Annotated in this window: 11 protein-coding genes; 8 read left to right on the top strand and 3 right to left on the bottom strand. The window is 44.0% G+C overall.

Annotated elements, in window-relative coordinates:
* Nucleotides 1-317 precede the first annotated feature (317 nt).
* Nucleotides 318-1,091, top strand: coding sequence for a C1 family peptidase (locus BMX56_RS29710; protein ID WP_090653362.1), 774 nt, complete (start codon nt 318-320; stop codon nt 1,089-1,091).
* A 302-nt stretch (nt 1,092-1,393) separates the two neighbouring features.
* Here the strand turns inward: BMX56_RS29710 and BMX56_RS29705 are convergent, their stop codons facing one another.
* Nucleotides 1,394-1,978 carry a fatty acid desaturase gene (locus BMX56_RS29705; protein ID WP_369829656.1) on the bottom strand — a complete coding sequence of 195 codons (585 nt, stop codon included), beginning with the start codon at nt 1,976-1,978 and terminating at the stop codon, nt 1,394-1,396.
* A 402-nt stretch (nt 1,979-2,380) separates the two neighbouring features.
* A complete protein-coding gene (gene fbp, locus BMX56_RS29700) occupies nt 2,381-3,409 on the bottom strand; it encodes a class 1 fructose-bisphosphatase (RefSeq protein ID WP_090653361.1) in 1,029 nt (342 codons plus the stop codon).
* A gap of 440 nt (nt 3,410-3,849) precedes the next feature.
* Between fbp and BMX56_RS29695 the strand changes: the two genes are divergently transcribed.
* The 7 genes from BMX56_RS29695 to BMX56_RS29665 are packed head-to-tail and all read left to right on the top strand — an operon-like array spanning nt 3,850 to nt 13,473.
* Nucleotides 3,850-5,016, top strand: a complete 1,167-nt coding sequence (locus BMX56_RS29695; protein WP_090653360.1) for an iron-containing alcohol dehydrogenase — start codon at nt 3,850-3,852, stop codon at nt 5,014-5,016.
* A gap of 6 nt (nt 5,017-5,022) precedes the next feature.
* A complete protein-coding gene (locus BMX56_RS29690) occupies nt 5,023-5,955 on the top strand; it encodes a dihydrodipicolinate synthase family protein (protein ID WP_090653359.1) in 933 nt (310 codons plus the stop codon).
* Nucleotides 5,952-6,998, top strand: coding sequence for a 4-hydroxythreonine-4-phosphate dehydrogenase PdxA (pdxA, locus tag BMX56_RS29685; RefSeq protein WP_255369958.1), 1,047 nt, complete (start codon nt 5,952-5,954; stop codon nt 6,996-6,998). Before BMX56_RS29690 ends, pdxA begins: the two co-directional genes overlap by 4 nt.
* Nucleotides 6,995-8,143 carry a four-carbon acid sugar kinase family protein gene (locus BMX56_RS29680; protein ID WP_090653358.1) on the top strand — a complete coding sequence of 383 codons (1,149 nt, stop codon included), beginning with the start codon at nt 6,995-6,997 and terminating at the stop codon, nt 8,141-8,143. The genes pdxA and BMX56_RS29680 overlap by 4 nt, the downstream gene beginning before the upstream one ends.
* 12 nt (nt 8,144-8,155) lie before the next feature.
* A complete protein-coding gene (locus BMX56_RS29675) occupies nt 8,156-9,721 on the top strand; it encodes a sodium:solute symporter family protein (protein WP_090653357.1) in 1,566 nt (521 codons plus the stop codon).
* 10 nt (nt 9,722-9,731) lie between these two features.
* Nucleotides 9,732-11,156 (top strand): sialate O-acetylesterase, encoded by a 1,425-nt coding sequence (locus BMX56_RS29670; protein ID WP_090653356.1) that lies wholly within the window; start codon nt 9,732-9,734, stop codon nt 11,154-11,156.
* 1 nt (nt 11,157) lies between these two features.
* Nucleotides 11,158-13,473, top strand: a complete 2,316-nt coding sequence (locus tag BMX56_RS29665; protein ID WP_090653355.1) for a DUF5703 domain-containing protein — start codon at nt 11,158-11,160, stop codon at nt 13,471-13,473.
* 369 nt (nt 13,474-13,842) lie between these two features.
* Here the strand turns inward: BMX56_RS29665 and BMX56_RS29660 are convergent, their stop codons facing one another.
* Nucleotides 13,843-15,888 carry an aceric acid hydrolase gene (locus tag BMX56_RS29660; protein ID WP_090653354.1) on the bottom strand — a complete coding sequence of 682 codons (2,046 nt, stop codon included), beginning with the start codon at nt 15,886-15,888 and terminating at the stop codon, nt 13,843-13,845.
* Between the last annotated feature and the right edge of the window lie 180 nt (nt 15,889-16,068).

Raw genomic sequence — 16,068 nt, 5'->3', positions numbered from 1 at the left:
GGTCATTGGTCATTGGTCATTGGTCATTGGTCATTGGTCATTGGTCATTGGTCATTGGTCATTGGTCATTGGTCATTGGTCATTGGTCATTGGTCATTTAAAGGCAAGTTTGATTGGCAACGATTGTTTTAATTTTTTTAATAAATCTACCAATGACTAATGACAGCGCAGCGAAATGACCTATGACCAATGACAAGCGCAGCGTCAATGACTAATGACAAACCAGTAGCACTACGCTTAAAATAGCGTAAAAACACGTATATATATCTACCTGAATCCATATAGCTTTACTTCACAATTACTTAGCCCCATCTGTCATGATACAAAAAACTCAACACTACGGCTGGACACCCGACCTGCCCGATCACCGCGATTTAAGATATGCTATTGTAAGACCCGAAGCTTTAGCCAAGCCGCTACCCCCAATGGTTGACATGCGGCTACAATGCCCGCCTGTTTATGATCAGGGTCAATTAGGTTCATGTACGGCCAATGCTATAGGCGGCGCTTTTCAGTTTGAACTCATGAGGCAAAAATTGCCGGTTTTTAACCCATCGCGCCTGTTTATTTATTATAACGAACGGGTGCTGGAAGGCACTGTAAGACAGGACAGCGGTGCCCAGCTGCGCGATGGCATAAAATCGGTGGCCACACTGGGTGTTTGCGACGAAAAACTTTGGCCGTACAACATCAAGAAATTTGCCAAAAAGCCAACAAAAACATCATTTACAAAGGCAAAAAAAAGCCAGGCCCTGCAATACACCCGCTTAAATAACATGAACATTAGCGAACTCAAATCGTGCCTCGCTACCGGCAATCCTTTTGTTTTTGGGTTTACGGTGTACCAAAGCTTTGAAAGTGCTACAGTTGCACAAACCGGCATACTACCCATGCCTTCAAAAACCGAAAGTGTTTTGGGTGGCCACGCGGTTATGGCTGCCGGGTACGATGATAGTAAAAAAGCATTCATTATCCGCAACAGCTGGGGCGACGCCTGGGGACAAAAAGGCTATTTTTTAATGCCCTATGATTACATTACCAATACTGACCTTGCAGATGACTTTTGGACAATAACGCAGGTAGAAGGGTAATTTGGGAGGTATTTAATATGACATGGTAACCACGACAGTACTTTTCATTTACTGAACTCTTGGTGCCGACAATCAACTTCACCTTAGGTAGTTACCGACCTGAAAGCGTTTTATTATTGATCCTATTATTGATCTTATTTAGTTCGGGGCGGCACTACCTCATGCTTTTCTTAAGGTGATGATGCGCATCCAGTGCATTAGCTTCATAACCGGGTAAACCGGGTCTATCTCAAACCATTTTTTTCCAAAATTGGCACTATTTGGGTGCTTATGGTGGTTGTTCTGGAACAACTCGCCCAGCATCAAAAAATCAAAGGTGTTGTATTTTTTGATTTATCATCATTGTCAAAATTCCTGTACCCATACTTATGGCCACACCAGTTAAAAATAGCGCCATGGATAGGCCCCATCATAAAATGTACGGGTAGTAATAAAAACATCCACCAATGGGCAGCAAAAAAAATGTAAAAGCAGGCATACGCCGCGCCAAAAAGCAGTCTTGATAATATCGAAGAGCCCATGCGGTCAACTATCGGCCATTCAGGGTAATGCCCCGGGAATTGTACCTCGGGATCTTTGCTCCGTTTTACGTAATCACCAAAAGTTTTAATAGTATGCTTCATCATTTGATAAACATCTGCAAAGAAATGCGGCGAATGCGGATCTTTTTCTGTATCGCTGAAAGCATGGTGCTGGCGGTGCATCATGGCATAAGCCCGCGGGTTCAAAAACGAAGTGCCCTCGAAAAGATAGGCCATCAGATAAAATATGCGTTCCCAGAATTTATTTGTGGTAAACATTCGGTGCGAAGCATACCTGTGCTGGAAGAAGGTTTGAAAAAATAGCGATAGAAACCAGTGCGCGATAAAAAAAATAAGTATGGCCATAAAAATAGTGTTAATAGTAATGGATAACAGGCACGGATTTTCCAGGGCTGTTGATGGGCTTAGAAAACAGAGAGGGAATGGTTCACTGTTGGCCTGAATTTGCCTGGTGGAGACATCATGCATAATGATTAAGCTGCATTTGTCATCGAACCGGTAAACGTTTGTGGATGTTGCGCCAGAAACAGCAGGTACTTGGTAAATCTCTAAGGATTACGTTTAAGGATTACGTTATAGATTAAACTGTTAACCGGATTATTTATTGTGGCATAAGCGGTATGTCAACATAATAAAAAAGCACCCTCCATTAAAGGAAGATGCTTTATGAATAAGTTTATGCGATTAATCGGATGGCTTTCTTTACGTGCAGGTTATTAATATAGCATCCAAAACAACCAATTTATCCTAAACCAAGGCAACAGCGCTTTTAGGTGAAAAAGAATTCATAAACTCCTGCGCTCTTTTTACCATTAACTTCGATCCTATAAATATAGCCGAACGCTGATGGAGTTGCTCTACTTCAATATCCAAAATTCTGTCGTATCCGTTAGTAGCCAGACCACCTGCCTGCTCCACAATAAACGCCATCGGGTTGCACTCGTAAACCAGGCGAAGTTTTCCATTTTTATACTGTGCTGTGGTTGGGTAAATAAATATGCCCCCCTTTATTAAATTACGGTGAATATCTGCAATCATCGATCCGGTGTACCTTGAAGTATACGGCCTATTGGTGATATCATCTTCTACCTGGCAATATTTAATATATTTTTTAACGCCTTCGGGCAAATGGGTGTAGTATCCTTCGTTTATAGAATAAGTATTACCTTCGGCAGGAATACTCATTTCGGGGTGCGACAAGCAAAACTCTCCAATTGAGGGATCAAGTGTAAAACCGTTTACCCCCTTACCTGTGGTATATACCAACATAGTGGATGAGCCATAAATTACATATCCCGCTGCTACTTGTTCGGTACCATTCTGCAAAACATCCTGAAGCGTTGCCTTACCTTCGTTTGATTTTCTGCGGTAAATAGAAAATATGGTGCCAACACTTACATTTACATCAATATTAGATGAACCATCCAGGGGATCAATAGCCACAATATATTTGGCGTTTTTTGATATTTCAGAGTCGATATAAATATGCTCTTCATTCTCTTCAGAAACAACAATACAACATTCACCACCGCTTTGCAATGCCGAAATAAATTGTTCGTTTGCATATATATCCATTTTTTTCTGCTGCTCACCGTGCGAATTAGTTTCGCCTGTTTCGCCAATGATATCAATCAGTCCGGCTTTGTTAATTTCGCGGTTTACAATTTTTGCAGCGATACCTAAATCGCGCAAAAGCCGCGAAAGTTCGCCTTTGGCATACGGAAAATCGGCTTGCTTCTCTATAATAAATTGCCCTAATGTTTTTACTGTCTTCATATAGATTGTTTTTAGTTTTTTAAATAAAGACACTCTTTGTGCACAAAGCGGTGTCGCAGGTAAAAGTTAAAATTGGTGGCGCCGACTACCTTAATGCGCCAGCCTGCAATTAGCTATTTATTGCTATAACTATCTAAAAACCTTTTTACTAAGGTAATTGGAGACCAAAGCACAACTGTCATGCACTGTCTTAGAACTCAAATTCTTCTACGCCGATGCGTTCCAGGCTGTCCAGTAACTTTTATACTTAAAGTTCAAATATCCCGGCCCTATTTCTCAACCAGGCGTTATTATCTTTAGATAAGATCGTACAATAATTTGATAACAGATAGATAAAAACCATATGCGCCTTTACACATCTTTGTTTCATACCAAGTATACAATCAGTCCGGTACTTTCAAGAGTGTGGTTATCAATTTTCAACAGCGTATATCGATATAATGATACAAACAGATAGTGCCCTCAGGAACATAAAGGTAAGATTTCCGGGGCAAATTATTATTGGAAAAAATTCAATAATTGAACTTGCCGACGAAATTATTGGTGCAGGGCACGTTCATGTATTAATTGTTACAATTGATGTACTTTTAACAACCATTGGCCCGGTTATTAAGCAGTTACAACAAAAAGACATCAAGGTACAGGTAAATACATCAATAACCCGCGAACCCTCTTATGCCGATATCTACAGTTTATTAATAACCGCATCAGGCCAGCCCGTTGATGCAGTTATTGGCATCGGCGGCGGCAGTGTTTTGGATGCAGCCAAGGTGATAGCTGCACAAATAAAAAATGATCAAACCATAAATGAAATAGCAGGTAATGGCCTGCTCAAAAAACGGGGCGTTAAATTGATATGCATACCTACTACTGCCGGTACCGGCAGCGAAGTATCGCCGAATGCCATATTGATTGACGATACTGATAATCAAAAAAAAGGGATAATCAGCCCATACCTTGTTCCGGATACCGTGATAATTGACCCGGCGTTAACTTATAATTTGCCACCGGATATTACGGCAGCTACAGGCCTTGATGCCCTTACCCATTGCCTTGAAGCTTACACTAACCTATTTGCACATCCTTTTATTGATATGTACGCTTTTGAAGGCATTAGGCTTATTGCTGCCAACCTTGCAAAAGCGGTTAGTGACGGCGCAGATGAAAACGCACGCGCCCAGTTGGCCATTGGCAGTATGCTTGGCGGCTTTTGCCTGGGGCCGGTAAATACCGCCGGGGTACATGCCCTGGCCTATCCTTTAGGCAGCATGTTTCATATAGCCCACGGGTTGTCAAATGCATTGTTGTTGCCTTATGTTATGCGCTATAATGCTATATCTGCACCTGCGCGTTATGCAGATGTTGCAAGAGCATTGGGCTGCAATAGTCTGGGTACCGACTTAGAGACAGCATATGCCGGTGTTGAAAAAGTAAGCTGGCTTATTAAACAATGCCATCTCCCCGAAAAGCTGAGTGACGTAGGTGTACCCAGGTCTGCCATCCCTGCCATGGCTGCCGATGCAATGAAGATTACCCGGTTACTTAAAAACAATCCCCGAGCCATAACCATTAGCGACGCGATAAATATTTATGAGGAAGCTTATTGAAATAAAATGAAACAAAAAAAGAAATACAATGGCTTGGTAGTGCCAACCATAACACCGTTAACCGAAAACTATAAGCTCGATCATGAAGCAGTCGAAAAGATTTTTGACAATATTTTCAACTATGGCGGTGTGCCATTTATATTGGGTACCACCGGCGAAGCGCCATCCCTGCCTGACGATGTAAAAATTGATTTCATAAAACTTGCAGCCAGGCTTAAACAGCCTAACAAACTTATTTACGCAGGTATTTCATCAAACTGCCTTGCCGAATCCATTGAAATGGCAAAAAAATGCGCCGATGAGGGAATTGATGTTGCGGTAGCTCACGTACCTGCATATTTTACGTTAACCGAGTACGAAATAAAAAAATATTTTGAAACCCTGGCTAATAGCATTCCTTTGCCGCTTATTATATACAACATACCGGCAACAACCGATGTGTCTATCCAGCTAAACCTGCTTAACGATTTAAGCTATCACGAAAATATAGTTGGGACTAAGGACTCTGAACGGAATTATGACCGGCTGCAGCAATCAATTAAGTTATGGGCAAACCGCGCTGATTTTAGCCACTTTTTGGGATGGGGAGCGCAATCAGCCCATGCTTTGTTCACCGGCGGCGACGGCCTTGTACCAAGCACAGGAAACCTGTTTCCTGATATCTATTATAAAATGATCGTTGCCGCCGATAACAACGACGAGCCATCGGCATTGCGCCTGCAAAAACATTCTAATCTTGTGGGCGACTTATACCAGGGTAAGCGTTTGTTAGGCGAATCGTTGGCTGCGCTAAAATCTTTAATGGAAAGCGCTGGTTTGTGCCGGTCTGTTTTGATGCCTCCATTGCAAAAGGTAAGTGCCGAAAATGCGGCCCAGTTACGCGAAGGGCTCCAAAAAATTGTTACCCGCGAAAACCTTAATTTACCAATTTACCAATGATCAGTAAAAAACCAATTATAGGCATCACCATGGGCGATCCGGCAAGTATAGGGCCCGAAATAGCTATAAAGGCCCTGCTTACCAAACGATTGTTTGATATATGCAACCCTGTAATTATTGGCGATGCTGCTGTTTTTAATGATATTGTTAAAAGGCTTGATATGCAGGCCATCATCAACCCTATAAAAAACATAAAGGATGCCGCCTTTATTTACGGCGAGCCTGATGTATATGACCTTCAAAATGTTGATATGAGCCAGCTCCGTTTTGGCGAAATATCGGCTATGGCGGGTAATGCATCTTTTGAGGCCGTAAAAAAAGTGATTGATCTTGCCCTTGCGGGGGAGGTTGATGCTACAGTTACCGGGCCCATCAATAAAAAATCGGTAAACGAAGCAGGGCATCATTTTGCCGGTCATACAGAAATATACGCGCATTTTACCGGTACAAAAAAATACGCCATGCTGCTGGTTGAGGATAATATGAAAGTGATCCACGTTTCAACCCATGTATCGTTAAGGCAGGCTTGCGACCTGGTAAAAAAAGACCGCATTGTACAGGTAATTGAACTGCTGCATAATGGATTGATTCAGCTGGGTGAAACAAATCTCAAAATAGGCATAGCCGGCCTTAACCCTCATGCGGGCGATTCCGGCTTATTTGGAACGGAGGACGACGAGGAAATACTGCCAGCCGTACTGGAAGCCCTTAAAGTCGGTTACGATGTAGAAGGCCCTGTACCTGCAGATACCCTGTTTTCAAAAGCTTCAACAGGATATTACGGCGGCGTAGTGGCCATGTATCACGATCAGGGGCATATCCCCTTTAAGCTTACCGGCTTTAAATGGAACGCGCAAAAACAACAGATGGACAGTGTAAAAGGAGTGAATATTACCATGGGACTGCCTATTATACGTACTTCGGTTGATCATGGTACGGCTTTCGAAATAGCAGGAAAGGGCGTGGCCAGCAGTGATGCAATGATACTGGCTATTGAATCGGCCGTACAGCTTAGCAAAAACAGGATAACGCAAAACGCATGATAGCCGTAATTGCAGATGATTTAACAGGAGCAGCAGAGCTTGCCGGTATTGGCCTTGGTTATCAACTGAAGACCGAGGTTAGTACCGTTGTTGATCCAGATTGTAAAGCCGACCTGCTTATCATCGCAACCAATACACGTTCACTACCTGAAGCTGAAGCCAGGCACATCATGGCCGACCTTACTATTCAATTGATGTTGCTTAAACCAAAGCTCATCTTTAAAAAGATAGATTCTGTTTTACGCGGCCATATTTTAAATGAAATTGAAAGCCAGTTAGCGGTTTCCGGATTAAAAAGGACATTAATTATTCCGGGCAATCCATTACATGAAAAAAAGATTGTTGACGGCATTTATTATTATAAAGATGAGCCGATACACCTTAGTGATTATGCCAATGATCCGGTATTTCCGGCAACAACATCAAATGTTAAAGAAATGCTTAGGGCTGCCAACCCCATAAACTTATTAAAAACCGGGGAAGAATTACCGGAAACCGGCATTATGGTTGGTGAGGTATGTGATGAAATTGATTTAAACTATTGGGTTGAACAAGCTGACGGCGATACGCTTTTAGCGGGTGCATCGGGTTTATTTAACAACCTGCTTCAGCATCTTTTCCCTGCGCAACCGGTTGGTTATTCATATCCCGGCTTGCCAGGCCGGCGTTTGTTTGTATTTGGCAGCACATTTTACCAGGGCAAACTTGCGGTTAATAATGGCATCCTGAACAATATAGCTGTACATTATGTGCCCGCCGCGATCATTTGCAGCGATGACGACAAGCAGATAATTTCTTTGTTTGCCAGTCACGTTGCCACAAGTATTATCAAGCAAAACAATGCTATAATCGCCATAAATCCTGAATCTCTCAGCGGCGTAAAAATCGATCCCGTTTTATTAAGCCATAAAATAGCGGCCATTGTAAAACAGGTAATTCAGTATACTACCCTAAATGAATTGTTAATTGAAGGTGGTGCAACTGCATGGTCGGTTTTAAATCGGTTAAATGTTAAAAAATTATTGCCTGTTACCCAGTTAGCTCCGGGTGTCATCCGCATGAGCATACCCGGCGATACCCAATTATATGTAACTTTAAAACCCGGCAGTTATGAATGGCCTGCGCCAGTTTGGGCAACCAACTAATTATACCTGATTATGAAACATGAAACCCTGCACCTGGCAGATTATATTATTATAGCATTAGCGCTGGCCGTTTCACTAACCATAGGCATAAGGTTTTCAAAAGGACAAAATTCAACCAAAAAATACTTTGTATCGCGCGGCTCGCTACCTGCCTGGGCAATTGGCATGTCGCTTATGGCTACGCTCATCAGCAGCGTAACATTCCTGGCCTATCCTGGCGAAGGTTTTTCATCAAACTGGATCCTGCTTGTACAGGGTTTAATGGTGCCTGTGGTGTTGCTTCTTATCGTGTGGTTTATCGTTCCGCTTTACCGCGAAGTTATTGGTGTAAGCACCTATGAATATTTCGAAAAGCGTTTTGGCTCTTTTGCACGCTTTTATAGTTCAATAAGTTTTGTTTTAACTCATTTTTCAAAAATGGGCACTGTCTTTTTCCTGTTAGCCTTGGCGTTGGCCAATATGACAGATACCAATACCTACGCAATCATCTGGATTATCGGCTTTGTTATTATCGTTATCACCCTCATTGGCGGTATCGAAGCGGTAATATGGGCCGATGTGGTACAGGGTTTCTTGCTGATAGGCGGCGGCATTGTATCATTTATCATACTTATCTGCTCTATAAAAGGGGGTCTGCCCCAGCTTTGGCATATTGCCAGCATCAATCATAAAAACAATTTTGGCCCCTATACCTGGGATTTCAAAAAGCTCACTTTTATAGTCATGGCCATTAATGGAGCATTTTACGCTATACAAAAATACGGCACCGATCAAACCATGGTGCAACGTTACTTAACAGCCAAAACTGATAAGGCAGCCATCCGGGCCTCCATAATGGGTGTGGCGCTTACCGTTCCGCTGTGGGCGCTATTTATGTTTATAGGCACGGCCTTGTTTGCTTTTTACCAGCAAAACCCCTTACCGGCAGGCATTAAAGCGGATGCGGTTTTCCCTTATTTTATTATGAGCAAGCTGCCTACAGGCGTGGTTGGCCTGATATTAGCCGCGTTAATATCAGCTGCTATATCAAGTCTTGGCGCAGATTTAAACTGCCTTTCGGCTATCGGGGTCGAGGATTATTACAAAAAATTAAGACCAAATAAAACGGATAAAGAATACCTTAAAGCGGGCAGGTGGATAGTAGTAATTGCAGGCATCGGCGCCATCATGATTGCCTCGCTTTATCTGCTTGCAGGTGATGAGGGGGCTTTAGGCATCGTATTCACCTTGTATGCCATATTTTCGGGAGGGATTGCGGGTATATTTTTGTTAGGATTGTTTAGCAGCCGTGCCAACCGGCAGGGGCTTAATATCGGGATAGCAGCCTGTATCGTATTTACGGCATATGCCTTTTTAACATCTACCAAAATTGGCTTAGGTACTGATAAACACATTTTGGTCGATCTGGGTAAGTACAACTTTAATCAGCATAAATACATGCTGGGGGTTTACAGCCACCTGGTTGTAATCATTGTTGGCTCGATAGCCAGCCTGTTTTGGCCAAAGCCCGATATCAACAAAAATCTGCTTTTCAGTGGCTGGCTTGAGGCAAAACGCGCCGGTAAACTGAGCAACTAAAACAACGCGAATGAAAAAATTAATAGTTCTGTTTGCGCCTATCCTATTTTTATATACCGCTGCAAACGCACAGGTAAAATTGGCTTCTGTGTTTACCAGTAACATGGTATTACAGCAACAAAGTAATGTGCCTATCTGGGGATGGGACAAACCCGGTTCCAGCGTAACAGTAAACACCTCATGGAATAAAAAAAGCTATAAAACCAGGGCAAATGCCGGCGGTAAATGGAAGGTAAAAATATCAACCCCAATATATGGAGGCCCGTATACTGTGATCGTCAGCGACGGCAATACGATAAAACTTGATAATGTACTCATCGGCGAGGTTTGGCTTTGCACAGGACAATCAAACATGGAAATCCCTATGAAAGGCTATAAAAGCCAGCCAATAGCGGGTTCTGTTGATGCCATCTTAAAATCAGCAAACAACAATATCCATATTTATACCGTGCCGCGTTCATCCGTAACCGAAGCACAGGAAAATAGTAAACCTTCTGAATGGCATGTGGCCTCGCCCGAGTTTGTGGCCAATTTTAGCGCCACAGGTTACTATTTTGGTCGTTTGCTGAACGATATGCTTCATATCCCCATCGGCCTTGTCAGCGATTGCTACGGAGGCTCGAGCGCTGAAGCCTGGATGGATGCTGAAGGATTAAAAGACTTTCCCGAAATAAAGGTCCCCGCCAAAACTGATTCTATAAAAGCGGTATCCCGCACGCCAACAACGCTATTCAATGGCATGCTTAACCCGGTTATTGGTTACGGCATTAAAGGCTGTATCTGGTACCAGGGCGAATCAAACTACGAACGTCCGGATCAGTATGAAAAACTATTTCCGGCAATGGTGAAACGCTGGCGCGGGTTATGGCAGCAAGGTGACTTCCCTTTTTATTACGTGCAGATAGCGCCCTATGATTATGCCCAGCTTCCGCCGTACAATTCGGGCGGCAAATACAATTCGGCTTACCTGCGCGATGCCCAGCGAAAATCATTAAATATAATCCCCAATAGCGGCATGGCCGTACTGCTTGATGTGGGCGAACAGGCAACTATTCACCCTCCGCGAAAAGAACCGGCAGGTACGCGCCTGGCTTATCTTGCCCTTGCCCAAACATATGGCATAACCGGCTTCGACTATGCAAGTCCGCTGTATAAGGCCGTGACCATTGAAGGTAACAGAGCCACTATCAGGTTTGAGCATGCCGAAAATGGCCTGACAGCATACAACAAACCGCTCCAATACTTTGAAATTGCAGGGAAAGATAAAAGATTTTACCCGGCGCAGGCAGCTATTTCAGGCAGTACTATTGTGGTTTCATCTCCACTGGTGAAAGAACCTGTTGCTGTACGCTATGCTTTCAACGATTTTGTAACCGGCGATCTGTTTGGTACTAATGGGCTGCCCGTATCTTCATTCAGGACCGACGATTGGTAATATGAAAAAAATATGGCTGCCTATATTTTTGCTATGGGGTACTGTCGCCCTCGCACAAGCCGATAAGGGAATTGAGCTGTACAACGTTACCTGGGCAAGCCAAAGCCAAAACTCCGGCCAATCTATGCCCTGCGGCGGCGGCGATATCGGCCTGAATGTATGGGCTGAAAAAGGCGAGTTGCTTTTTTATATAGCAAGAAGCGGCACCTTTGATGAAAACAACGCGATGCTTAAAGCGGGCCGTGTAAGGGTAAAGCTCTCTCCAAATCCTTTTGAGGGCACCGAATTTAAACAACAGTTAACACTCCAAAATGGTGCCATATCTATCAGCGGCAAAAACGGCGATATTAAAGTCGCTATAAAACTTTGGGTTGATATATACCGGCCGGTAATCCACCTGGAGATCAACAGCAATAAAGCAATAAAAACAGAGGCAGCCTTTGAAAGCTGGCGATATAAAGACAGACTTGTAAAAGGTGTTGAAAACAACCAGGGCTCCTGGAAATTTGGAGCGCATGGTAATGTTAAAACGCTAAAGGACTCAATCGCTTTCCGGGATGGCGGTATTGTGTTTTACCACCATAATCTTGATTCTACCATATTTGATGTAACTGTGAAGCAGCAGGGTATGGATGCGGTGAAAAATCAGCTGTTTAACCCGCTTAAAAACCTCACTTTCGGCGGTTTAATGTTGGGTAAAAACCTTAAAGCCGCCGGCACTTATAGCGGTAAGTACATGGATAATGATTTTGAGGGCTGGAAACTGCAAAGCATTAGTGCTACCCGTAGCCAAAACATAGCAATCTATCTTAATACCACGCAAACAGCAGCTGTTTCCGAATGGCAAAACAACCTGAAAAAAGTTATTCTTGAAGCCAATGCCCATAGCAAAACCGCCTGGCAGCAAACAGCCAAATGGTGGCAGCAATATTGGGACAGAAGCTTTATCTACATCAACCCTAAAAACAACCAGGACACCGCTGCATGGCAAACCGGCAAAAATTACCAGTTGTTCAGGTATATGCTGGGCTGTAATGCTTACGGGCAATATCCCACAAAATTTAATGGCGGACTTTTCACCTACGACCCGGTATTTGTAAGTGAGAAAACCAGTTACACACCCGATTTCCGTAACTGGGGCGGCGGTTTGATGACAGCCCAAAACCAGCGGCTGGTTTATTTCCCGATGCTTAAGAGCGGGGATATCGATATGATGAAGCCGCAGTTCGATTTCTACCTGCGCTCCTTACATAACGCCGAACTGCGCAGCCAGGTTTACTGGGGATATAAAGGAGCTGCTTTTACCGAGCAACTGGAGAATTTCGGACTACCCAACAGCGCCGAGTATAATTGGAAACGCCCCGCCGGTTTTGACAAAGGATTGGAATACAACCAATGGCTGGAATATACCTGGGATACCGTTTTTGAGTTTTGCCTCATGATGTTAGAAACTGAACGATATGCCGGAAAGGACATCCACCAGTATATTCCCTTTATCAGGAGCTGCCTGACATTTTTTGATGAGCATTATCAATACCTTGCCCGTAAACGCGGCAGCAAGCCATTGGATGGCGACGGCCATTTGGTATTGTACCCCGGATCAGGAGCCGAGACGTTTAAAATGGCCTATAACTCCAACTCTACTATTGCGGCTTTACAAATGATTACCCGGCGCCTGTTGGCTTTGCCCGATAATTATTTAGACAAAGATGAACGATTAAAACTAACCGGATTTTTAAAACGCATCCCGCCTGTTACCTATAATGAAATTGACGGGCATAAGGTACTAACTCCGGCAAAGTCATGGGAACGCGTTAACAATGTGGAGAGTACGCAATTTTATACTGTTTTTCCCTGGGGTATACACGGCATTGGCAAACCGGGGTTAGACATAGCCCTTAACAGCTGGAAATATGACACCCTTGCCATCAAATTCAGGAGTGGTATGGGCTGGAAACAGGATAATATATTTGCAGCGCGGTTAGGGCTGACCAAAGAAGCCGCCGAACTAACCACCTTTAAACTCAAAGATTCCGGCAGGCGTTTCCCGGCTTTTTGGGGACCAGGTTTCGATTGGACGCCCGACCATAACTGGGGAGGTTCGGGCATGATTGGCCTGCAGGAGATGCTGATGCAGGTTGACGACAAAAAGATCTACCTCTTCCCGGCATGGCCAAAGGATTGGGATGTACACTTTAAGCTGCATGCTCCTTACAATACAACTGTTGAGGGTATTTTGAAGAACGGAAAAATGGAAAATTTAAAGGTCATTCCGGAGGAAAGAAAGAAGGATATTATACTGATGCTTAAAAACTAAAAGCGCAATCGTATATCTACGAATAAAGCTCGCGGTACCGCAGTTAAACGTTAACCTTGGCGGGCAAACACATCTAATTGGGTTAACATAACTTAACACATTTCAGATAAAATACAATACAATCCATTGACAATCAATACCTTGTATTTTTAACAAGGTTAACACTAAACTTATGTATCCCGCAATTTAGGCGCATCCAAATATTTGTATTATCGCCTTTAACTATTTAGATGCATTTACCCTGTTAGCCTTGAAAATGCACCAACCAAACTTGAAGTTTCAAGAACTTCAAGTTTTACATCGCCCTTGCCAAAACTGCTTAAAACCTTTTTCCTTTCGCCTTTGCCCTTTCACCTAAAAACTAAAAAACTACCTGTCCAGCGGGATCCATGTTTCCATATCTACATGGCCGCGGTTGCCCCAGGCGTAGTAAGGGATCAGCCTTACATCCACCGCGTTTTGTTTTGGGATTGATACTTCCTTGTAAAGCTGGTTTTTCCAATTGGCCTCGTTGCGCACATCGGCTTTGCCGGTGAGGCTCATGATATTGCTGTTGTCAATCATGATCATTTCCGGCTTCAGTTCGTTTTGGGCCGATAAAGCGATATTGAATAGTTTTTGCCCTTGGGCCAAATCGGCCGACTCCAGGCAATACACCACCGGGCCACGTTTCACAGCTACCTGGTTGCGGGTTTCCTCAACCAGCGGGTTAGCCTCCATCATGGTTACCGGCATGGGCAGATTAAGCTCTATTACCATGCCTTTTTGCCATACCGCGTTTAGCAGCGCGTATTCCCCTGGCGAAGTATTCAGCTGCGGTACAGGCCGACCTGCTAATTTGATACTTGCGCCCTTACACCAACCCGGTATCCGCAGAAAAATGGAAAATGCTTTATCGCCCGGCACCTCATCCAAACGGATAGTAATTTTGCCATCCCAGGGGTAATTGGTAGTTTGTGTAAGCTTAATTGGGGTGCCATCTTTTAACCTGGCTGATAAAGTGTTGCCTCCATACAGGTTAAACCACAGGCCCTTGTCGGATACACTATAGGCATAATCGCTCACCTCGGCTATTGTCCGCACCACATTCGGTGGGCAGCAATTGGAAAGCCTGATATACCCCACCCTATCCTTCGACCACCGTTGGCTAAAGGGCAAATCATCCGAATAGCTCAGCGGATTCGTGTACAGGAAATTCCGCCCGCTTAAACTGATGCCCGATAGTACGCTATTGTACAAAGCCAGCTCCATCACATCGGCATATTGGGCTTTGCCGGTAATTTGCAGCATCCGCCAGTTCCATAACACGTTGCCTATATTGGCACAGGTTTCGTTATGCGCGGTAAAGTTTGGCAGCTGGTAATCGCGCCCGTAGGCCTGGTGCACTTTCTGCACATCATTGGGATTATAGGATGTACCATCGGGCGATACGCCATCATACAGCGAGCCGCAGCCACCTGTTATATACATTTTACGGTTTACAACGTCGTTCCACATCAGGTTTAAAGTATGCATCAACGTTGTATCGCCTGTTTCTGTGTACACATCGGCAGCGCCGGCAAAAAGGTAATTGGCCCGCACCGCATGGCCCATAGCCTGGGTTTGCTGCCTGAAAGGGATCCTGTCCTGGTTATCATCGGTACCGTTCTCCATCAGGCCCCTGATATTGATCAGACTTTTAGCCAGCTCCAGGTATTTGGGATCGCGCGTAGTGCGGAACATCTCAATCACCCCCATATAATGCGATGGACAAATAGCATTCCGCGCCAGTTCCGGGGATGCTGTTTTGTAAAATTTGTAAAGGTAATCCGTTGCCTTTATGGCTACTTTTAATAAAGTGGTTTTACCTGTTGCCCGGTAATGTACGCAGGCAGCAGTCATTAAATGGCCCAGGTTGTAGGTTTCGAAGTTGAGCCTGTCATTAAATGCTTTTTCCTTGCCGGTGTGCTTGCGCTCCTCAATAATTGTAGGTGTATGAATGTAGCCATCCGCACGCTGTGCTTTAGCAATCACGGTAATGGTTTTATCCATCAGCTCATCTAATTTAGCATCGCGCGTTGAGGCATACATGCTGGCAACCGCCTCAAACAGTTTGTAAAAATCCCCATCATGAAAAGGCGGCCCTTCATGCGAGCCGGTATCCAGCCCGGCAGCTATCTCAAAATTCCGGTAAGCGTGGCTGATCTTCGGATCGGTATAAATGCGCCACAGGTTGGGGATCATGGTATCGCGGCAAACTTTAAACCTGTCTGCCCAGAAGCCGTTCGTCCAGGTTACATTACCCATATCCACACTACTCAATTGAGCAAAGGGGCTTTTGGTGGTATTAACAAGCGATTTATTTTGAGCATAGGATATTTTAACCGCTGATGCCAGGCACAACAAAATCCCTGCACATTTCCATATATTTTTCATATTCGATATTTTATTCCTTTTTAATATACTGCCGAGTCGACTCACCCCGACGAGGCTACGCCCGTCACCCCTCTCTCCACTTCGCGTGACTGTTGCACAACTAAACAAGCCAACAGTGGCTTTAGAATTAAGTTCTTTGAAATATTGATTAAAATATTGATTATTAGTATATTAGTACAT

It is taken from the genome of Mucilaginibacter sp. OK283 (assembly GCF_900110415.1).
Taxonomy (GTDB): domain Bacteria; phylum Bacteroidota; class Bacteroidia; order Sphingobacteriales; family Sphingobacteriaceae; genus Mucilaginibacter.
Note: the sequence above shows the minus strand (reverse complement) of the source record. Positions and strands in the feature narration are given on the sequence as shown.

Bases quoted from the DNA above. Each gene is read 5' to 3' on its own strand.
- BMX56_RS29710 (WP_090653362.1), top strand. From the start codon at position 318: ATGATACAAAAAACTCAACACTACGGCTGGACACCCGACCTGCCCGAT.
- BMX56_RS29705 (WP_369829656.1), bottom strand. From the start codon at position 1,978: ATGGCCATACTTATTTTTTTTATCGCGCACTGGTTTCTATCGCTATTT.
- fbp (WP_090653361.1), bottom strand. From the start codon at position 3,409: ATGAAGACAGTAAAAACATTAGGGCAATTTATTATAGAGAAGCAAGCC.
- BMX56_RS29695 (WP_090653360.1), top strand. From the start codon at position 3,850: ATGATACAAACAGATAGTGCCCTCAGGAACATAAAGGTAAGATTTCCG.
- BMX56_RS29690 (WP_090653359.1), top strand. From the start codon at position 5,023: ATGAAACAAAAAAAGAAATACAATGGCTTGGTAGTGCCAACCATAACA.
- pdxA (WP_255369958.1), top strand. From the start codon at position 5,952: ATGATCAGTAAAAAACCAATTATAGGCATCACCATGGGCGATCCGGCA.
- BMX56_RS29680 (WP_090653358.1), top strand. From the start codon at position 6,995: ATGATAGCCGTAATTGCAGATGATTTAACAGGAGCAGCAGAGCTTGCC.
- BMX56_RS29675 (WP_090653357.1), top strand. From the start codon at position 8,156: ATGAAACATGAAACCCTGCACCTGGCAGATTATATTATTATAGCATTA.
- BMX56_RS29670 (WP_090653356.1), top strand. From the start codon at position 9,732: ATGAAAAAATTAATAGTTCTGTTTGCGCCTATCCTATTTTTATATACC.
- BMX56_RS29665 (WP_090653355.1), top strand. From the start codon at position 11,158: ATGAAAAAAATATGGCTGCCTATATTTTTGCTATGGGGTACTGTCGCC.
- BMX56_RS29660 (WP_090653354.1), bottom strand. From the start codon at position 15,888: ATGAAAAATATATGGAAATGTGCAGGGATTTTGTTGTGCCTGGCATCA.